General features: G+C 62.5%; 15 protein-coding genes. 5 read left to right on the forward strand and 10 right to left on the reverse strand.

Going from position 1 to position 18,927, the window contains the following annotated elements; translation table 11 throughout:
* Position 1 precedes the first annotated feature (1 nt).
* Both AC19YY_RS02240 and AC19YY_RS02245 read right to left on the reverse strand, forming a co-directional pair.
* Positions 2-1,066 carry an imelysin family protein gene (locus AC19YY_RS02240; RefSeq protein WP_169954621.1) on the reverse strand — a complete coding sequence of 355 codons (1,065 nt, stop codon included), beginning with the start codon at positions 1,064-1,066 and terminating at the stop codon, positions 2-4.
* Positions 1,067-1,097: 31 nt separating this feature from the next.
* Positions 1,098-2,528, reverse strand: coding sequence for a di-heme oxidoreductase family protein (locus AC19YY_RS02245; protein WP_500603824.1), 1,431 nt, complete (start codon positions 2,526-2,528; stop codon positions 1,098-1,100).
* 148 nt (positions 2,529-2,676) lie between these two features.
* Here AC19YY_RS02245 and AC19YY_RS02250 point away from each other — a divergent pair, with 148 nt between their 5' ends.
* The gene (locus AC19YY_RS02250) at positions 2,677-3,240 is read left to right on the forward strand and encodes a nitroreductase family protein (RefSeq protein ID WP_169954623.1); all 564 of its coding nucleotides are present in this window, start codon (positions 2,677-2,679) and stop codon (positions 3,238-3,240) included.
* A 204-nt stretch (positions 3,241-3,444) separates the two neighbouring features.
* On the opposite strand, the gene AC19YY_RS02255 is transcribed toward AC19YY_RS02250, so the two are convergent.
* From AC19YY_RS02255 to gap, 7 genes are all read right to left on the reverse strand, one after another.
* Positions 3,445-5,583, reverse strand: a complete 2,139-nt coding sequence (locus AC19YY_RS02255) for a methyl-accepting chemotaxis protein (protein WP_500603825.1) — start codon at positions 5,581-5,583, stop codon at positions 3,445-3,447.
* Positions 5,584-5,709: 126 nt separating this feature from the next.
* Positions 5,710-6,114 carry a YbaN family protein gene (locus AC19YY_RS02260; RefSeq protein WP_500603826.1) on the reverse strand — a complete coding sequence of 135 codons (405 nt, stop codon included), beginning with the start codon at positions 6,112-6,114 and terminating at the stop codon, positions 5,710-5,712.
* Between the two features lie 178 nt (positions 6,115-6,292).
* Entirely contained in the window at positions 6,293-6,901 is a 609-nt protein-coding gene (locus AC19YY_RS02265) for a biliverdin-producing heme oxygenase (RefSeq protein WP_169954626.1), read from the reverse strand.
* 127 nt (positions 6,902-7,028) lie between these two features.
* A complete protein-coding gene (locus AC19YY_RS02270) occupies positions 7,029-9,596 on the reverse strand; it encodes a TonB-dependent receptor (RefSeq protein ID WP_500603827.1) in 2,568 nt (855 codons plus the stop codon).
* A gap of 115 nt (positions 9,597-9,711) precedes the next feature.
* A complete protein-coding gene (locus AC19YY_RS02275; RefSeq protein ID WP_169954628.1) occupies positions 9,712-10,680 on the reverse strand; it encodes a FecR domain-containing protein in 969 nt (322 codons plus the stop codon).
* A gap of 74 nt (positions 10,681-10,754) precedes the next feature.
* Positions 10,755-11,273 carry an RNA polymerase sigma factor gene (locus AC19YY_RS02280; protein ID WP_169954629.1) on the reverse strand — a complete coding sequence of 173 codons (519 nt, stop codon included), beginning with the start codon at positions 11,271-11,273 and terminating at the stop codon, positions 10,755-10,757.
* A gap of 186 nt (positions 11,274-11,459) precedes the next feature.
* A complete protein-coding gene (gene gap / locus AC19YY_RS02285; RefSeq protein ID WP_029295415.1) occupies positions 11,460-12,461 on the reverse strand; it encodes a type I glyceraldehyde-3-phosphate dehydrogenase in 1,002 nt (333 codons plus the stop codon).
* A gap of 221 nt (positions 12,462-12,682) precedes the next feature.
* Between gap and edd the strand changes: the two genes are divergently transcribed.
* From edd to AC19YY_RS02305, 4 genes are all read left to right on the forward strand, one after another.
* A complete protein-coding gene (gene edd, locus AC19YY_RS02290) occupies positions 12,683-14,509 on the forward strand; it encodes a phosphogluconate dehydratase (RefSeq protein ID WP_170056839.1) in 1,827 nt (608 codons plus the stop codon).
* Positions 14,506-15,462, forward strand: coding sequence for a glucokinase (locus tag AC19YY_RS02295; protein WP_169954631.1), 957 nt, complete (start codon positions 14,506-14,508; stop codon positions 15,460-15,462). The genes edd and AC19YY_RS02295 overlap by 4 nt, the downstream gene beginning before the upstream one ends.
* 126 nt (positions 15,463-15,588) lie before the next feature.
* Positions 15,589-16,320: a response regulator gene (locus AC19YY_RS02300; protein WP_169954632.1), complete on the forward strand. Its 732-nt coding sequence runs from the start codon at positions 15,589-15,591 to the stop codon at positions 16,318-16,320.
* A complete protein-coding gene (locus tag AC19YY_RS02305) occupies positions 16,310-17,764 on the forward strand; it encodes an ATP-binding protein (RefSeq protein WP_169954633.1) in 1,455 nt (484 codons plus the stop codon). Before AC19YY_RS02300 ends, AC19YY_RS02305 begins: the two co-directional genes overlap by 11 nt.
* Positions 17,765-17,883: 119 nt before the next feature.
* Here AC19YY_RS02305 and AC19YY_RS02310 read toward each other — a convergent pair whose 3' ends face one another.
* A complete protein-coding gene (locus tag AC19YY_RS02310; protein WP_169954634.1) occupies positions 17,884-18,813 on the reverse strand; it encodes an AraC family transcriptional regulator in 930 nt (309 codons plus the stop codon).
* Positions 18,814-18,927 lie beyond the last annotated feature (114 nt).

Raw genomic sequence — 18,927 nt, forward strand, 5'->3', positions numbered from 1 at the left:
ATCAGTCACCATCGTTGGCATTGAAGCCCAGTTGGATGCCCAGCGCCTTGGCCAGTTCGCCTTCGTGCAGGCGGTGGACCACGTTGAGGCTGTCGTAGATAGCGTTGAGTTGCTCGCGCCCGGCGTCGTCGGCCAGCAGTTCATTGAGCGAACGCTGGTTGCTGTCGAACAGTTTCAGGGAGGCTGCGTAGGCTGCGTCGATCTTCTCGGCCAGAGGCTTCTGGTCGGCAGGCAGCAGGCCGCGCAGGCCCTTGTTGTCGACCCCGACCCAAACGGTCTGGGCCGCCGCGAGGCTGGCTCGCAAGCCTTGCAGGGACGATTGGCTGCGCCACGCATCGGCCTGGAACGGCTGGGGGATACCCTTGGACAGGCGACCCATCGGTGTGCCGAGTTTTTTCTTCAGGGTGTCCAGGGCCGTGACCTGCACGCGCAGCAGTTCGGCGATGGCTTCGTGGGAATCGGCGTAGCGCTGGTTAGGAAACTTGGTCATCTGCGCCAGCATGCCGTCGGTGCTGTTCCAACTGGCCAGAATTTCTTCGGCCAATTGCTTCTGGCGCTCGCCGATGGCGATCAGCAGCGGGCAGTAGCGGGCTTTCTGGGCGTCGTTGGCAATGTCGGTCTTGGCGTCATACAGGATGTATTCGTAGGCCGACAGGCCTTGCACCACAACGCTGGACTTGGCCAGGGCAGCGGCATCGATCTGCGGCTGGGCGGTGGCCAGTTGCTCGACCTGACGGCCAACGAGGTTTTTCTTGTCTGGCCAGAACTGCACCTGCCAGGCGCGATTGCCCTCAGCCAGCGGGCCGATCAGCAGCGGTTGCAACTCGGCCCAGGCTTTTTGCGCGTGGAGGAAGTCGGCGCGGGCGGTCTCCAGGGATTCCTTGCCTTGGCAGTAAGCCAGGGCGCTGACGGCCAACTGCCGGTCAGCTTCGACCCAGCGGCTGTAGGTCGGCAGGATCACTTGCTTGGCAATGGCCGCCGAGGTGACCGCTTGCGGATCCTGCGGCGCGCAGGCGCCAAGGGCCAGGGCGGCGAGGCTGGTGAACAACAACTTGGGACGGAACATGTCGAGCTCCCTTCAATAATTGGGGCAAAGCTTATAGAGAATTCAGGAACGCGAGCAATGCTGCTCGCTGCTGCGCATTAAAAGACAACACCTGTTGCTGCGCCGCCTGGGCTTCACCGCCGTGCCACAGCACGGCTTCAAGCAGGTTGCGGGCGCGGCCGTCATGCAGGAACTGGGTGTGGCCACTGACGTTTTGTGTCAGGCCAATGCCCCACAACGGCGGCGTGCGCCAGTCGCGGCCACCGGCCTTGAATTCGGTACGGTTATCGGCCAGGCCCGCGCCCATGTCGTGCAGCAGCAAGTCGCTGTACGGGCGGATGACCTGGTTGGCCAGCTCCGGCTCGGCGGCATTGCTGGCCGTGGTGAACGTGGGCGTGTGGCACGCCTGGCACCCGGCCTGGAAAAACAAGTTTTTGCCGGCCAGCACCTGTTGCGCATTGACATCACGGCGCGCCGGTACGGCCAGGTTGCGGGTGTAGAACAGCACCAGGCGCAGGATGTTATCGCTGACTTCCTGCTCGCCATTTTCGCCATTGCCGTTGGGCGCCTGCCTACAGGCAACCTGTGCGTCGGTACAGTCATCCATGGGCCGCAGGCGGGTGGTCAGGCCCATATCACCAGAAAACGCGTGAACATTTTGTTGATTGAGGTTCGGTTGCCCGGCTTTCCAGCCAAAGCGCCCGAGCACGGTTTTTTGCTGGGCATCATCCCAGACCCAGTTTGGGCGGCCGAGCACGCCGTTTTTGTCCGGGCGTTTGCTGGCGTTTTGCAGGATGTCCGCGTCGCTGATGGCTTCGAGCAAGCCCAGGCCGATCATGGGCGGCGCCACGCGCGCAGAAAACCGCGTATCCGGGTGCATCGGCCCGTAGCCGAGCTGGGTGATCTGCAGGCTCGGCTTGCGCAACTCGACCACCGTGCCGTCCTTGAACGTGACGTTGACCGGGGTGTAGTCGACTCGCACCTTGCCTTCCGGGGCCACACCGGGCACGGCCATGTCCTGCAACTGCCCGCCGTACACCGGCTCGGGGACGATCCCCAGTTGCTCGATGACCTTGGCGTAGGGCGGCGAATCCGGGATCGATAGGCGCACCAGCATGGACACCGCGTTGCTGGCCTCAGGCAAGGGCGGATGACCGCGGCCATCCTTGATATGGCAGTTCTGGCAGGCATTGGTGTTGAACAGCGGCCCCAGCCCATCACGGGCGGTGGTGGTGGCCGGGGCGATCACCCACGGATTGCGGAAAAAGCTGTTGCCGACGCTGAAGTCCAGGCGGCGCGTTGGCGCCAGGTTGGCCGAGGGCAGCGAAAAGGCATTCTGGTCGGTCTTCCTTACCGTCGTGCTGCCTCCCGAACGCGCCTCACCCGGCTCGGCCTGGGTAAACGTCGGCGGCGGGGCGTCATCGCAGGCACTCAGGCTCATGGCCATCAAGAGTGCAGACAGGCGAAGAGGCAAGCGGGGCATCGATAATCCTGGAAGACGGGCGACGGTGGATGAAATTCAGGGGGCAAAGTCTAACAGGGCGGGGCGGATTGAATAAGAGCAATTATCGTTTGCTCCAATCTGATGCATTCCCGCTAGAATGGCCGCACATTTTTCCTGGAGGTGGCCAATGCAGGCTCTCGACGCTTTGCTCAACCGTGTTTCCGTACCGCGCCTGCTGGAGCCGGCCCCCACTGCCGAGCAGCGCGAAGTGCTGTTCGCGGCAGCCATGCGTGCACCGGATCACGGCCAACTGCGGCCTTGGCGCTTCCTCACCGTGGAAGGCGCGGCCCGTGAGCAAATGGGCACCCTGCTGGCCGAAGCGGCCCGCCTGCAAGACCCCGAGGCCCCGCAAGCGGTGATCGACAAGGCGCAGAACGGCCCATTGCGTGCGCCGCTGGTGGTGGTGGTGATTGCCCGTCTGCAGGAACACTTCAAGGTGCCCAAGTCCGAGCAGTTGCTGGCGGCGGCCTGTGCGGCCCACGGTATTTTGCTGGCGGCGTATGCCCAGGGGATCGGTGCGGTGTGGCGCACCGGCGAGTTGTCGTATTCGGCGCATGTGGCCAAGGGCCTGGGGTTGAGCGCGGGTGAGGAAGTGATTGGCTTCCTTTATCTGGGGACCGCGCAGAACCCGCCGCGTACGGCGGCCAAAGAAGACATCACGGCGTTTGTCAGCGCCTGGACCGGTCTCTGACCCACCGCAAACCTATGTGGGAGCGGGCTTGCTCGCGAATGCGGTGGGTCAGTCAATACATTCATTACTGACCCACCGCATTCGCGGGCAAGCCCGCTCCCACATTTGATCTTCACTGCTTTGAGCATTGCGTTCGCTTAACTGATCGGTATTAGGGCAAGTCCCCTCCCACATGGGGTATTTCATTGTTTTCAGGACCTGGGCTTACACCCGGAACTGATCCATCAGTTTCATCTGCTGATTGGCCAATGCATTCAATTGGCTGCTGATCGCCGCTGATTCAGTGGCCTGGCCAGTCAACGTCTCGGTCACGGTACGGATCGCCGAAACGTTGCGGTTGACCTCTTCGGCCACGGCGCTCTGTTCTTCGGCGGCGCTGGCGATTTGCAGGTTCATGTCGCTGATCACCGTCACCGCATCGCTGATCTTGCCCAGGGCCTGGACCGCCTGCTGGATCTGCCCGGCGTTGTTCTGTGCCTGGCTCTGGCTCGAATGCATGGTGGTCACCACCCCACGGGTCGCGCTCTGGATGCGTTCGATCACCAGGCGGATTTCTTCCACCGAATCCTGGGTGCGCCGCGCCAGGTTACGTACCTCGTCCGCCACTACCGCAAACCCCCGCCCGCTTTCCCCGGCGCGCGCGGCTTCAATCGCGGCATTGAGGGCCAGCAGGTTGGTCTGCTCGGCAATGCTGCGGATCACCTCCAGCACCGAGCCGATCTGCTCGCTGTTGACCGCCAGGGCTTCGACTTCGGTCACCGCCTTGCTGACTTCTTCGGCGAGGGTGGTGATATCGCGGGTGCTGCGCTCGATAATCGCCAGGCCTTCGCGGGCCGATTGATCGGCGCCGCGCGCTGCACTGGCCGCGTTTGAGGCGCTGTTGGCCACATCATGGGCGGTGGCGCTCATCTCGTTGGAGGCGGTTGCCACCTGGTCGATCTCGCGGAACTGTACCTGCATGCCTTCGCTGGTCTGGCGGGCGATTTCCGAGGACTGGTCGGCGGTGCCGCGGGCTTCGGTGATGCTCTGCTTGATCTGGGCGATGGTCGGTTGCAGTTTGTCGAGGAAGCGGTTGAACCAACTGACCAGCTCCCCCAGTTCGTCTTTTTTCGTGTAGGCCAGGCGTTGGGTCAGGTCGCCGTCGCCGCTGGCAATGTCCTTGAGCATCGCCGCCACGCTGTTGATCGGGCGGGTCACGCCGGTAGCGGTCAGCCACATCAGCAGCAGGCCCAGCAGGCCGGCCACGGCGCCGACCAACAGCGCTTGCAGCGTGCCACGGGCCTGGGCCTCGTCGAGCACCCCTTGCAGCTTGACCGAGTCGGCCAGCAGCACGTCCTTGGGCAGTTTGATCACCACGCCCCAAGGCTTGGCATCGGCAATCGGCTTGACCGGATACACCGCGCGAATCGTATCGTCCTGCTCGCGGACCTTGCGCGTGTCACTGGCCAGCAGTTGCACGATCTCTTTGCCTTCGGCGCCGAGCACATCGACGATGCTCTTGCCGACCTTGTCCGGCTCGCCGCTGTAGCTGGCAATCAGGCCACTGCTGGAGAGGATTTCCATGATCCCGGCGCCGTCAAACAGCTCTTTTTGCGCGGTATTGGCCGCCGCTTGCAGGGCATCCAGCGCAATGTCGACGCCGATCACCCCAATGACCTTGCCGTCGGCCAGCAGCGGCAGGGAGATGGTGGTCATCAGCATCGACTTGCCGGCGACTTCATCGGCGTACGGGTCCAGCAGGCAGACGTTGCGGGTATCCCGTGGGCAGGTGTACCAGATGTTGTAGGGCGTACCGCTGAGGTTGAGGGTGGTCTTGGTCAGGTCCGCTTCCACCATCACGGTGTTCAGCCCTTCGCCACCGGCACGGCTCCAGTAGCTGGAGAACCGCCCGGCCTCGTTGGAGGCGCGCAGCTTGTCGTCGATAAATTCGCTGTCCTTGCCATCCAGGCCGTTGGGTTCAAACGACAACCAGATCCCCAGCACCTTGGTATTGCGCTCGAACGCAGTCTTGATCCGCTGGTTGAGTTCCTCGCGCACGGTGGCCGTTTCCAGCGAACGCTTGGCGGCCATGTTACGCAGGTCCTTGACCTGGTCGGCGAGGGCGGTGACCACCAACAGGCTCTCGCCGAAGGCTTTCTGCACCTGCACGGCCTGCTCGGCGGCCCTGGCCTGAAGCAGGTTCTCCACGCTGGCGGTGAGCATGCGCGAGCTGGACGCGCTGACCAGTTGGTCGTTCTGGTTGGACTGGTAGATATTCAGGCTGACAATCAGCGCAATCACCCCCAACAGGCAGAGACCGGACAGCAGCACGATTTTCAAGCGGATGGAGAGGGTGTCGAACATGGGCTTACTCGCGATTGGACTTGTTGGTGTGCAAGCAGGGCAACGGCCAAGTCCATTCGGCGCTATGCCCGGAACATCGGCACCGACGGGTAATTCATGAGGAATAGGCGATGAGCGGTAGGGCGCTCAGGCAGCGGTTCGCGCCAGGCGTTCGGGACGTGACCAGATCCACAGGTTGCCCAGGCTCATACCGGTGATGGCCAGGTAGATCGGCCAGCCGTGATCGAGCATCACCAGCATCAGGCCGGCACACAGCAACATGCTCACGGTGGCACTGACCTTGGCCCGACGGGCGATGATCTTGCCATTGCGCCAGTTGAACAGGATCGGCCCGAACAGCCGGTGGTTTTCCAGCCAGGCGCTCAGGCGCGGCGAGCTCTTGGTGGCGGCCCAGGCGGCCAGCAGGATGAATTCGGTGGTGGGCAGGCCCGGCACGACAATCGCGATCAAGCCGATCCCCAGGCTGACATAGGCCAGCAGGCCGAACAGGATTCGGGCGAGTTTGGAGGAGGATTGGGCGGGGGCTGTCATAGGTACGATTTGTCAGGGTTTCGAAAAATCTGAAAATGGAGCGCGATCAACATGTGGGAGCTGGCTTGCCTGCGATGCAGACGCTGCGGTGTATCAGTTAGACCGCAGCGATGCTATCGCAGGCAAGCCAGCTCCCACACAATCCCGCTCTCACATTCATTGCATTCCAGCAGCGCGATCAGGCCAGTTCTGGGGCGCTAGCGTACGCCTGTTCCAGCAACACGGTGAAGCGTACAAACGCATCCACGGCACCTTTTTCTGCTGCGGCTTCTTCTTCGGCGCTCAGTTCCAGGCTGTCGAGGGTGCGGGTGAAGCTCTTCCAGCCTTCTGCACGACCACCGGCTGGCTCGCCCAGGTGGCGGGCACCGAAGGTTTCGCTCAGGCCCAGGCCGACGGCACGCTTGATCAGGAACGCTGCGCCCAGCTTGGAACCTTCGGACACGAACAGCCAGCCCAGGGCCTGGGCCTTGCTCGGGTTCTGCACGGCACCGGCCACGGGGGCGGGTACTTCGGTTTCCAGGTCGGCCAGGTCCAGCTTGGCGGCTTCGGCGCGGCAGCGCTCGGCCAGGTCCGGCACCAGCTTGATCAGCTCGGGATCGTTGTACAGCGCCACCAGTTCCGATTGGAACAGGTATTGCGCCACCACGAAACGGGCGAAGTTGGCCTGGGTTTCAAACGGGGCGTGAGCCTTGACCAGGGCATCGAGCTTGGTGTGCGGCTCGTTGGTGATCTGGTTCAGGCGCTGGGAGCGCAGGCTTGCGCGTTCTGCGGTAGTGGAAGCGGTCATTGGATGTCCTTGAGAAGGAAAAGCGCCTTGTTGCCAGGCTGTTATTACTAGACGAACAAGAAGACGCGTCACAGTAAAAAATCCTCACCCCGCCGGCGATAAAACCGGCGAGGTGGGGCTGCATGGGTCAGATGTCCCAGATCAGGTTGATCGCAAAGTTGCGTCCTGGCTGGGTCAGGCGGTCCAGGCTGGCTGGCGACGTCACGCCGGCTTCGCCCACACCGTCGTAGCTGCGCACGTCATCCCAGTTCCAGTATTTCTTGTCGGTCAGGTTGTACAGGCCGCCGTTGACGGTCAGCTCGTCGGTGACTTTGTAGAAGCCGGTCAGGTCGACGATGCCAAAGCCCGGGGTCTTGAACGGGCCATTGGCCTTGATGCCGGTCGGGGTAAAGAACGTGGCGCTGTCGACCCGGTTCTGTTTCTTGACCAGGGTCCAGCTGACCAGCGCACCGTAGGTGTCCTGGTCGTAGCCCAGGCCGAACACACCCTTGAGCGGGTTGACGCTGTTCAGCGGCTGGCCGGTTTCGTCGTTGCGCCCGTGGGCGTAGGCAATCGCGCCCTTGGTGTACAGGCCTTGCGGTGCGCCGAAGGCGTCCAGGTTCAAGCGCCCTTTGACCTCCATGCCCTTGATGGTGGCACGCTTGATGTTGCCTGGCTGGAAGATGGTGCCGGTGGGGCCCAGCGCGGCGTTGTCCTCGTCAATGAAGTCGCGGTACTTGTTATAGAACACCGCGACGTCGAAATTGCCTGCGTCGAAGTTGCCACGGATCCCGGTTTCGTAGCTCTTGCTGGTTTCCGGCTTGAGGTTCGAGTTGGGCTCGACGATGTAGCCTTCGCCCAGGTTTTCAAAACGGCCATACAGCGCTTTGGCTGATGGCGTACGGAAACCTTCGGCGTACTGGCCAAACCAGGTGTACTGCTCGGTCAGTGCGTAGGTCACGCCCAGTTTTGGCGAGAAACGATGCCAGGTTTTGTTCGAGTCGTCGTGGGGGAACTTGCGGTCCGGGTCGGTGGTATTGAGGAACTCTTCGGTCAGCTTGGGTTTGAGCTGGATGTAGTCGTAGCGCACGCTCGGCAGGAAGGTCCAGTCATTCCAACTGATCTGATCCTGGGCGAACAGCGCGTAGCTGTTGATGGTCGGATCGGGGAAGTCGCTGGCTTTTTTCACGCTGTCGGCAGGGGTTGGGCTCGGTGCGCCGATGGCCGTGCAGCCCGCGCCTACAGCCAGGCAGGTCGCCGCACCTTCGCGCGAACCGGTGACTTTCTGCTGCTTGATCGTGGTGCCGTAGGTCAGCAAGTGATCGGTGTCGCCGATGACGAAGGCCTTGTCCAACTGCGCGTCGAACACCCACTGCTTTTCTTCGTAGAGGGTGTCGCGGGTCCGCAGCACGCGGCGGCCGGCCTGATAGATTTCGCTGGTGGCCTGGTCGGTCTTGGCGATCTGGTAGTTGAGGCTGGTCTTGATGTGATCGGCAATCGGCGAGTCGAGGGAAAACTTGTTTTCCAGGCCAAAGCGCTCGCGGGTGATGGTGTCGTTACCGCGACGGTCACGGTACATATTCATACCCTGGCCTTCGAGGAAGATCCCGCCTACCGCGCTTTTCTGGTTGATGTCGCGGTCGTCCTTGTACTTCTCGTAGGTCAGGCCCAGGCGGTTGTCTTCGCCGTAGTTCCAGCCCAGCTTGGCCAGCACGTTGGTGGTGCGCACGTCTTCCGGGTTGGCGCCGGTGCGGGCCAGGCCGGTGGCGTTGTTGCCGTTGTAGGACTCCATCTCGTGGCCATTGCGCTGGCTCAGGTGCAGCAAGCCGTCGAAGTCCTGCACCCGCCCGGCGACGGTGCCGGAGGTCAGCCAGCTTTCGTCCGCCGAGCTGTAGCCGGTCTTCAGGCGCGCGCCCACATCCTGGCCGGGCTTGATGATATCGTCCGGGTCGAGGGTGAAGTAACTGACGGCGCCGCCGATGGCGCTGCTGCCGTACAGGGCCGAGGCCGGGCCGCGGATAATCTCGACGCGCTTGACGATTTCCGGGTCGACATAGTTGCGGCGGGTCTTGGCGTACGGGCCGTTGAAGAAGTTGTCCGGGACCTCCACGCCGTCCACCTGGGTGAGGATGCGGTCGCCGTCGATGCCGCGAATGTTGTAGCCGGAATTACCGGACCGGGTGCCGGCGCCACCGACCGAGACGCCCGGTTCGTAGCGCACCAGTTCGCGGATGGTGTTGACGTTCTGGCGGTCCAGTTCCTCGCGTTCATGCACGCTGACGGTGCTGGGCACGCTATCGACCGCCTGTTCCGTACGGGTGGCGCTGATGGTCATTTGTTGCAGGGTGAGAGCGCTACCCGCCGTGCGCTTTTCCAGGACGATGTTGTTATTGCCCAGTTTGCGGTAGTTCAGGTTGGTCCCCACCAACAGCCGGTCCAGGGCTTTTTCCGGGGTCAGCGAGCCGCGCACGCCAGGGGAGGAAACCCCTTGGCCCAGTTCGGCGGGCAGGCCGATCTGCCAGCCGGTGACGGCGGTAAAGGCGTTGAGTGCCGAGACCAGGGATTGCTGCTCGATGCTGAAGGTGTAGTTGGCGTGGCTGCGCGCCGCGGGTTCGGCGGCAGTGGCCGTGAGGACCGGGCTGCCCGCCAGCAGGATGGCGGCGGTCAGCAGGCACAGCGTAGGCGAAGAGGACCGGCGGTTGAAACGAGAGGACATCGAGAGCGCTCCGAGGGACGAGTCTTATAGTTGCGAGCCTGAATCAAATAGGAATCAGTTGCATTGGCTAAGACGAGACGTACCAGCGGTGGCTATCGAGTAAAAATAATTATTCTCAGTTGAGAATCACTAGCGCAGGGAACTCCGAGAGTTTGGCCGAGGTGATGTGGGCCAGGGAACGCACCACGTCCAGCGGTTGGTCCAGACGGTAATTACCGGTCACGGCGACGCTGGCCAGTTGCTCGTTGGTATTGACGATCCAGCCCGGGTAATAGCGCCGCAGCTCTGCCAGCACCTCGCTCATCGGGCAGTTTTCAAAGACCAGCCGGCCCTGGACCCACGCCAGTTCCTTGGTGGCATCGAGCTTGGCCGGTTGGCCGAAACCCTTGGGGCCGACGCGAATGCTCTCGCCGGCACTCAGGCGCACCCGGTTGTTGCCGAAGGTGGTGCTCAGGTCGACATCCCCGCGTTGTACCTGCACCTGCGCCTCACCGTTGAGATAGCGCACGGCAAACGCCGTATCGCTGACGCTGGCGCGCACCGGGCCGGCGTCGATCTGCAGGGGCAGGCCACGGTTGGCCGCGACTTCGAAAAACGCCTCGCCCTGATACAGGCGGGCGATGCGCTGATGCTCGTCGATGGTGCTGGAAAACGCCGAGTTGGTGTTGAGCAGCACCTTGGAGCCGTCATCCAGTTGCAGGCGCTGGCGTTCACCGACCACGGTCAAATGATCGGCCTGCAGGCGCACCGGCAGGTTGCTGAAGCTGAACAGCCCCAGCAGCAACACCGCCGCCGTGGCCAATGGCTTCCAGTGCGGCTTGATGCGCCGCCAGGCGCTGGGCTTGCGCGGCGCATTCAGGGCCACGGCGGCGCTGTGCACCGGCGCACCGCCCCAGGCGGCCTGGGCTTTGGCGAAGGCTTGGGCGTGACTCGGGTCGGCATCCAGCCAGGCCTGGAACTCGGCTTGCTGGCCAGGCTGCGGGCACTGCAAAGCGATCAGCCAGTCGAGGGCTTGGTCCATGGCCGCATGTTGCAACACCTCATGAGCCAGCTCATGGGGGTGCAGTTTGTTCGGGTCCGTCACGGTGTTCCTCGGGTCTTCGCCACGTTTTATTCAATAGCTTTTGTGACATTGCTGTCGGCTTGTCCCGACAAAGCTTAAGGGTGATCGAGCCGTTCGGCCACACCTATGCAGATGGCCATGATCAATTTCAGTTCCTTTTGCACGGTGCTCAAGGACACCTGCAACTGGTCGGCAATCTCCTGGTAGCTGCAACCGTGCAGGCGGCTGAGGATAAAGATCTGCTGCTGGCGAGCGCTCAACTGCCCGAGGCTGACGCTCAGGTGCTCCAGCAATTGCTCGGCGTGGGCGGCGTCTTCGGGTGTGGTGACTGGCGAGGCGACGCTTTGCAGGACATCCATCGGGACATCTTCCTGCAAGGTGCGGGACTGGATCCGACGCGAGCGTAGATGATCCAGGGCCAGGTTGCGCGCGGTCTGGAACACGAAAGGCTCGAGGTGATCAATCGGTCGTTCGCTGAGGGCCCGTGTGACGCGCAGGTAGGTTTCCTGCAACAGGTCCTCGGCGGTGCTGTGGTTATTCACCATCCGCTGCAAGGTGCGCAGTAGCACCACCCGTTGGGTGAGGAAGACTTGATTGAAGCGAGATAGGCTCACAGTGATACCGGACCGATTGGCAGTTAATGATAATGCTTATCATCAGCGCAAATGGCAAGTGGCTATTTCTCTGAACCCACGCAAGACAAATGTGGGAGCGGGCTTGCTCGCGAATGCGGTGGGTCAGTCAATACATTCATTACTGACCCACCGCATTCGCGAGCAAGCCCGCTCCCACAGGGGGGGTTACTCGGCGTTACACAGCGCCAGGCAGTTATCCAGCATGCGGTTGGAGAAGCCCCATTCGTTGTCGTACCAGGCCAATACCTTGAGCAGCTTGCCGCTGGACTTGGTGTGGTTGGCGTCGAAGATCGACGACAGCGGGTTATGGTTGAAGTCGCTGGAAACCAGCGGCAGGGTGTTGTAGCCGAGGATTTTCGAGTGCTGGCTGGCTTCTTTGAGCAGCGCGTTGACCTCATCGGCCGTGGCTTCTTTTTTCAGTTGCACGGTCAGGTCCACCAGCGACACGTTGATCACCGGCACCCGCACCGCCATGCCGGTCAGCTTGCCTGCCAGTTCCGGCAGCACCAGGCCCACCGCTTCGGCAGCGCCGGTCTTGCTCGGGATCATGTTCTGCGTGGCCGAACGGGCGCGGTACGGGTCGGTGTGGTAGACGTCGGTCAGGTTCTGGTCGTTGGTGTAGGCATGGATGGTGGTCATCAGGCCGCTTTCGATACCCAGCTCGCGATGCAGCACCTGGGCCACCGGCGCCAGGCAGTTGGTGGTGCAGGAGGCGTTGGAGATGATCTGGTGGGATTGGCGCAAAATGTCATGGTTGACCCCGTAGACCACGGTGGCATCCGCGCCCTTGGCCGGGGCCGAGATGATCACCTTGCGCGCGCCGGCGCTAATATGGGCGGCGGCCTTGTCACGGTCGGTGAACAGGCCGGTGCATTCGAACACCACGTCGATCTTGTGTGCAGCCCACGGCAGGTCGGCGGGGTTGCGAATGGCACTCACGGCAATCCGGTCGCCATTGACGGTCAGGCTTTCCTGATCGTGAGCGACCTCTGCATCGAAAGTGCCATGGACGGTGTCGTATTTGAGCAGGTGGGCATTGATCGAACTGTCGCCCAGGTCATTGATGGCGACGATCTGCAAATCCTGACGGTAGCCTTGGGTATAAAGTGCGCGCAGGACGTTGCGGCCAATGCGGCCAAAACCATTGATTGCAATTCGAAGAGTCATTTGAAAGCGCCTGTCGTCGATTTGTTGTAAGAATTACAAGATTATTCGCATAAAAATAGAAAACAAGCCTTTTTAGTGGCAATATTTTGTTCAATCTACAACGAGTGACCTGAATCAACTGGTCCGATTGGTCAAGTAACTCCCTGCCAACCTCTTCGCGGCGGGCTTTTGACCAGCATAGACACTCAGGTCGCCACATCCGTTAGCCTGGAGTTCTACACATGCATCCCCGCGTACTTGAGGTCACCGAACGCCTTATCGCCCGCAGCCGGGCAACCCGTGAGGCGTACCTTGCGCTGATTCGCGGCGCGGCCAGCGACGGGCCGATGCGCGGCAAGCTGCAATGCGCCAACTTTGCCCACGGCGTGGCCGGCTGCGGCACTGAAGACAAAAACAGCCTGCGCATGATGAATGCCGCCAACGTGGCAATTGTTTCGTCATATAACGACATGCTCTCGGCGCACCAGCCGTACGAACATTTCCCGGAACAGATCAAAAAAGCCCTGCGCGAAGTCGGCTCGGTTGGCCAGTTCGCCGGCGGCACCCCGGCCATGTGCGACGGCGTGACCCAGGGCGAGCCGGGCATGGAGCTGAGCCTGCTGAGCCGTGAAGTGATTGCCATGTCCACGGCGGTAGCGCTGTCCCACAACATGTTCGACGCCGCGCTGATGCTGGGGATCTGCGACAAGATCGTCCCCGGCCTGATGATGGGCGCTCTGCGCTATGGCCACCTGCCGATGATCTTCGTGCCCGGTGGGCCGATGCCGTCGGGCATCTCCAACAAGCAGAAGGCCGATGTGCGCCAGCGCTACGCCGAAGGCAAGGCCAGCCGCGAAGAGCTGCTGGAATCGGAGATGAAGTCCTACCACAGCCCCGGCACCTGCACCTTCTACGGCACCGCCAATACCAACCAGTTGCTGATGGAAGTGATGGGCCTGCACTTGCCGGGCGCCTCGTTCGTCAACCCGTACACACCGTTGCGCGATGCGCTGACCCGTGAGGCCGCGCACCAGGTCACGCGCCTGACCAAGGCCAACGGTAACTTCACGCCGATTGGCGAGATCGTCGACGAAAAATCCCTGGTCAACTCCATCGTCGCCCTCAACGCCACCGGCGGCTCGACCAACCACACCCTGCATATGCCGGCTATCGCCATGGCGGCGGGCATCATCCTCACCTGGCAGGACATGGCCGACCTCTCGGAAGTGGTGCCAACCCTGTCCCACGTCTACCCGAACGGCAAGGCCGACATCAACCACTTCCAGGCGGCGGGCGGCATGTCGTTCCTGATCCGCGAGCTGCTGGAAGCCGGCCTGCTCCACGAAGACGTCAACACCGTCGCCGGCCATGGCTTGAGCCGCTACACCCGCGAACCGTTCCTGGTGGACGGCGAACTGATCTGGCGCGAAGGCCCGATCGAAAGCCTCGACGAAAGCATCCTGCGCCCGGTAGCCCGGGCCTTCTCCCCGGAGGGCGGCTTGCGGGTGATGGAAGGCAACCTCGGCCGTGGGGTGATGAAAGTCTCGGCGGTGGCCCTCGAACATCAAATCGTCGAAGCGCCAGCCGTGGTGTTCCAGGACCAGCAGGACCTGGCCGATGCGTTCAAGGCCGGCCAGTTGGAGAAGGATTTTGTCGCGGTGATGCGCTTCCAGGGCCCGCGCTCTAATGGCATGCCGGAATTGCACAAGATGACGCCGTTCCTCGGCGTGCTCCAGGACCGAGGTTTCAAAGTCGCATTGGTGACAGACGGGCGTATGTCTGGCGCCTCGGGTAAAATCCCCGCCGCGATTCACGTCAGCCCCGAAGCCCAGCGCGGTGGCGCGCTGGCGCGGGTCAAGGATGGCGATATCATTCGCGTCGATGGCGTCAAAGGCACCCTGGAGCTTAAGGTGGACGCCGAAGAATTTGCAGCGCGCGCGCCTGCCACGGGCCTGTTGGGCAATAACGTGGGGGCCGGTCGCGAGCTGTTTGCATTTATGCGCCTGGCCGCAAGCTCCGCAGAGCAGGGCGCCAGCGCCTTTACCTCTGCCCTGGAGACACTCAAGTGAAGCTTGCGCTGGTTGGTGATATTGGCGGTACCAACGCCCGGTTTGCATTGTGGCGGGACCAGGCACTGCATTCGATCCGGGTGCTGGCCACGGCGGATCACGCCAGCCCCGAGGAGGCGATCCAGGTCTACCTCGCCGAGGAAGGTTTGGCGCCGGGGTCCATCGGCGCGGTGTGCCTGTCGGTGGCGGGGCCGGTGAGTGGTGACGAGTTCAAGTTCACCAACAACCACTGGCGCCTGAGCAAGACCGCGTTCTGCAAGGCGCTGCAAGTGGACGAACTGTTGCTGGTCAATGACTTCTCGGCCATGGCCCTGGGCATGACTCGCCTGCAGCCTGATGAATACCGCGTGGTCTGCGCCGGCACACCGGAGCCGTGGCGCCCGGCGGTGGTGATCGGCCCGGGCACGGGGTTGGGCGTGGGCACTCTGCTCGACCTGGGCGCCGGCCGCTGGGCTGCGTTGCCGGGGGAGGGCGGGCATGTCGACCTGCCCCTGAGCAGCCCACGGGAAACCCAGTTGTGGCAGCACATCTATAACGAAATCGGGCATGTCAGCGCCGAGACGGCCCTGAGCGGCGGCGGTTTGCCCCGCTTGTACCGGGCGATCTGCGCGGTGGACGGCCACCCGGCGGTATTGCAAACCCCGGAGGCGATTACCGCTGCGGGGCTGGCTGGCGATCCGGTGGCGATGGAGGTCCTGGACCAGTTCAGCATCTGGCTGGGCCGCGTGGCCGGCAATAACGTGCTGACCACCGGTGCCCGGGGTGGCGTGTATATCGTGGGCGGGGTGATCCCGCGGTTTGCCGAGTTCTTTATCAACAGTGGTTTTGCCAAGAGCTTTGCAGACAAAGGCTGCATGAGCGACTACTTCAAAGGTATCCCGGTGTGGTTGGTGACGGCGCCGTATTCCGGGTTGACCGGGGCGGGCGTGGCATTGGAGCAGGCATTTGCGTAGGCAGTGATGGCCTTATCGCGGGCAAGCCCGCTCCCACATTTGATTGTGTTCACAAATCAAAATCTGGGAGCGGGCCTGCCCGCGATGGGGCCCTAGAGAGCACCCCATAACAACAAGGAGGCCCCCGTGAGCGTAATCAGTAAATCCATTCTCCTGGTCGACGACGACGAGGAAATCCGCGAGTTGCTGCAAACCTACCTCAGTCGCGCCGGCTTCCAGGTGCGGGGCGTGCCCAATGGCGCGGGGTTTCGCCAGGCCATGGACGAGGCCCCGTGCGACCTGGTGATCCTCGATGTGATGCTGCCCGACGAAGACGGCTTCAGCCTCTGCCGCTGGGTGCGCCAGCACCCGCGCCAGGCCCAGGTGCCGATCATCATGCTCACTGCCAGCTCCGACGAAGCCGACCGGGTCATCGGCCTGGAACTGGGCGCCGACGATTACATCGGTAAACCCTTCAGCCCGCGGGAGTTGCAGGCACGCATCAAGGCCCTGTTGCGCCGCTGCCAGTTTGGCCAGGAGCGCACGGGTGGCGACGTGCTGGTGTTCGATGAGTGGCGGTTGGACATGATCAGCCATCGGCTGTTTCACGTTGATGGCGAGGAAGTCATCCTGTCCGGTGCCGACTTTGCCCTGCTCAAGCTGTTCCTCGATCACCCACAGCAAATTCTTGATCGCGACACCATTGGCAACGCCACCCGTGGCCGTGACCTGATGCCCCTCGACCGTATTGTCGACATGGCTGTCAGCCGCCTGCGACAACGCCTGCGTGATACCGAGAAACCTCCACGGCTGATCCGCACCGTGCGCGGCAGCGGTTACCAACTGGCGGCCAGTGTGGTTGCCAGCAATGCCCACTGAACGCCGGCGCATTCCGGTCCCGCGTTCATTGCTGGGGCGCATGCTACTGCTGACCCTGTTGGCGGTGCTGTTTGCCCAGGCGTTATCCAGCGTGATCTGGGTCTCGCAACTGCGCGCCACCCAGCTTGAAGGCCTGGTCACCAGCGCCCGCAGCCTGGCCCATTCGATGACCGCCAGCGTTAGCTATTTCCGTTCGCTGCCGGTGGCTTATCGGCCGCTGGTGCTCGACCAGTTGCGCAGCATGGGCGGCACGCGTTTTGTGGTGACACTCAACGACAAGCCGCTGGATATGCAGATCTTGCCGCAAACCCCGCGCAAACAGGCGGTGCTTGGTGCCGTGGACGAAGTGCTGCGCCAGACCCTGGGCAGTGACGTGCATTTTTCGGTGGAGTTTGTCAGTGCCGAAGACCTGCGCATCTTCAATGCCGGGCTGAAGCTCGATGAGTTGCCACGCTCCTGGGCGCATTACGCCCTGACCCTGGAGCCGGTCAACCCGCCGGTACTGGTGACGCAGATCGAGTTGGGCGCCGGCGAATGGCTGTATATCGCCTCGTTGCTGCCCGAGCCCTACACCAGCCTCGAAGAACAGGGCCTGCCGTCCCAGCAGGTGTGGTTTATCGTGCTGACCAGTGGCTTTCTGTTGCTGTTTATCGGCTTGCTGGTGCATTGGCAGAGCCGGCCGCTCAAGCGCCTGGCGCGGGCGGCGCGGGACCTGTCCCTGGGCGCCGACGTGGAACCGGTGGCCGAAGGTGGCGGCAGCGAAGTGGTGGAAGTGGGCCGTGCGTTCAATGCCATGCGCGAGCGGATCAGCCGCTACCTGACTGAACGCAGCCAGTTGTTCAGTGCAATTTCCCACGACCTGCGCACCCCCATCACACGCCTGCGGCTGCGGGTAGAACTGCTGGAAGACGAAAAGCTGCAAGCCAAGTTCGGCCGCGACCTGGATGAGTTGGAACTGCTGGTCAAGGGCGCGTTGCAGTGCGTCAAGGACACCGATATCCACGAGAACATCGAGCCGGTGGACCTCAACCATGTGCTCGACTGCCTGGTGGAACCGTATCTTGCGCCCAACGGCAATGGCCGGGTGACCCAGCATGGCCGGGCGTTGACGGCCTATCCGGGCAAGCCGCTGGCGCTCAAGCGCTGCATTGGCAACCTGATCGATAACGCCCTGAAGTACGGGCAGAACGCCCATCTGCGTATCGAGGACGATGGCGCGCAGTTCATCCTACATGTGGATGACGAGGGCCCCGGGGTGCCGGAGCAGCGTCTGGAGCAGGTCTTCGAACCGCACTTTCGCCTGGCCGGGCAGCAGCAGGGTTATGGCCTGGGGCTGGGGATCGCCCGCAATATCGCCCACAGCCATGGCGGCGAAGTCAGCCTGCAAAATTTGCGTGAAGGTGGCCTACGGGTGACCTTGCAACTGCCCCGGACCCTGGACTAAACAACACCGCGTCACCCTGTAGGAGCTGGCTTGCCAGCGATAGCGATACATCAGTCACATTTGCAGTACCTGACCTACCGCAATCGCTGGCAAGCCAGCTCCTACAGACGGGCGTTGGGTCAGATGCTCTGGCGTAGCCTGGCCAAGTCGCGCAACGGCGGCGCGCCAAACAACCGGCTGTATTCCCGGCTGAACTGCGACGGGCTCTCATACCCCACCCGATACCCCGCCGCCGAGGCTTCCAGGCCTTCGGCGATCATCAGGCGCCGGGCCTCCTGCAAGCGCAACTGCTTCTGGTACTGCAACGGGCTCATGGCGGTGATGGCCTTGAAGCGGTGGTGCAGGGTCGACACGCTGAGATTCACTTCCTTGGCCAGATCATCGATGCGCAGCGGTTGTTCATAGTTGCCGTTCAACCAGGTGATCGCCCGGCTGACCCGATGGCTCTGGCTATTGGCCACGGCAATTTCGTACAGGCGATAGCCCTGTGGCCCACGCAGTAGTCGGTAGAGAATCTCGCGATTGATCAACGGCGCCAACATCGCGATATCTTTGGGCGTATCCAGCAGGCGTGCCAGGCGCAATACGGCGTCGAGCAACTGGCTGTCGATCCGGTCGACATACATGCCGCGTGCGGTCGGGCGCGTGGGCACGCCCATCGGCCCGGCTTCGGCAATCAGGGCGGTCAGTTGCGCCGGGTCGATATTGATGCGCACCGACAGGTTGGGGTCTTCGACTGTGGCGTCGATGACTCGCCCGGCCACCGGCATCGCGACCGAGAACACCAAGTAGTTGAGGGGGTCGTAGGCAAAAATTTCGTCGGCCAGGCGCACTTCCTTACTGCCGTTGGCGAGGATGCACAGCGCAGGTTCCACCAGCACCGGCATGAAGTCGCGTGGCGTGTTGTGGCGGTTCAGGTACAGCGAGGTGATCGCTGTGCCGTAGGAACCGTCTTCCCAGGTATGCCGGTGCACAATGCTGGCCAGTTCGGCGCGCTGTTTTTCCATCTCGGCATCGAGGGGAATGGACTGCTGTTCGGGCGACGACATGGGGCGTCCTCTGCATGCTTCTTTGATGGGCACAGCTTAGCGGTGGCGGTGCAGCAGCGTTATGTCGATTCTGCACAATCCTTGCCTGATCCTGCGGCGCGTCTTGAATCAGGC

The organism is Pseudomonas sp. MF09156 (assembly GCF_059862305.1).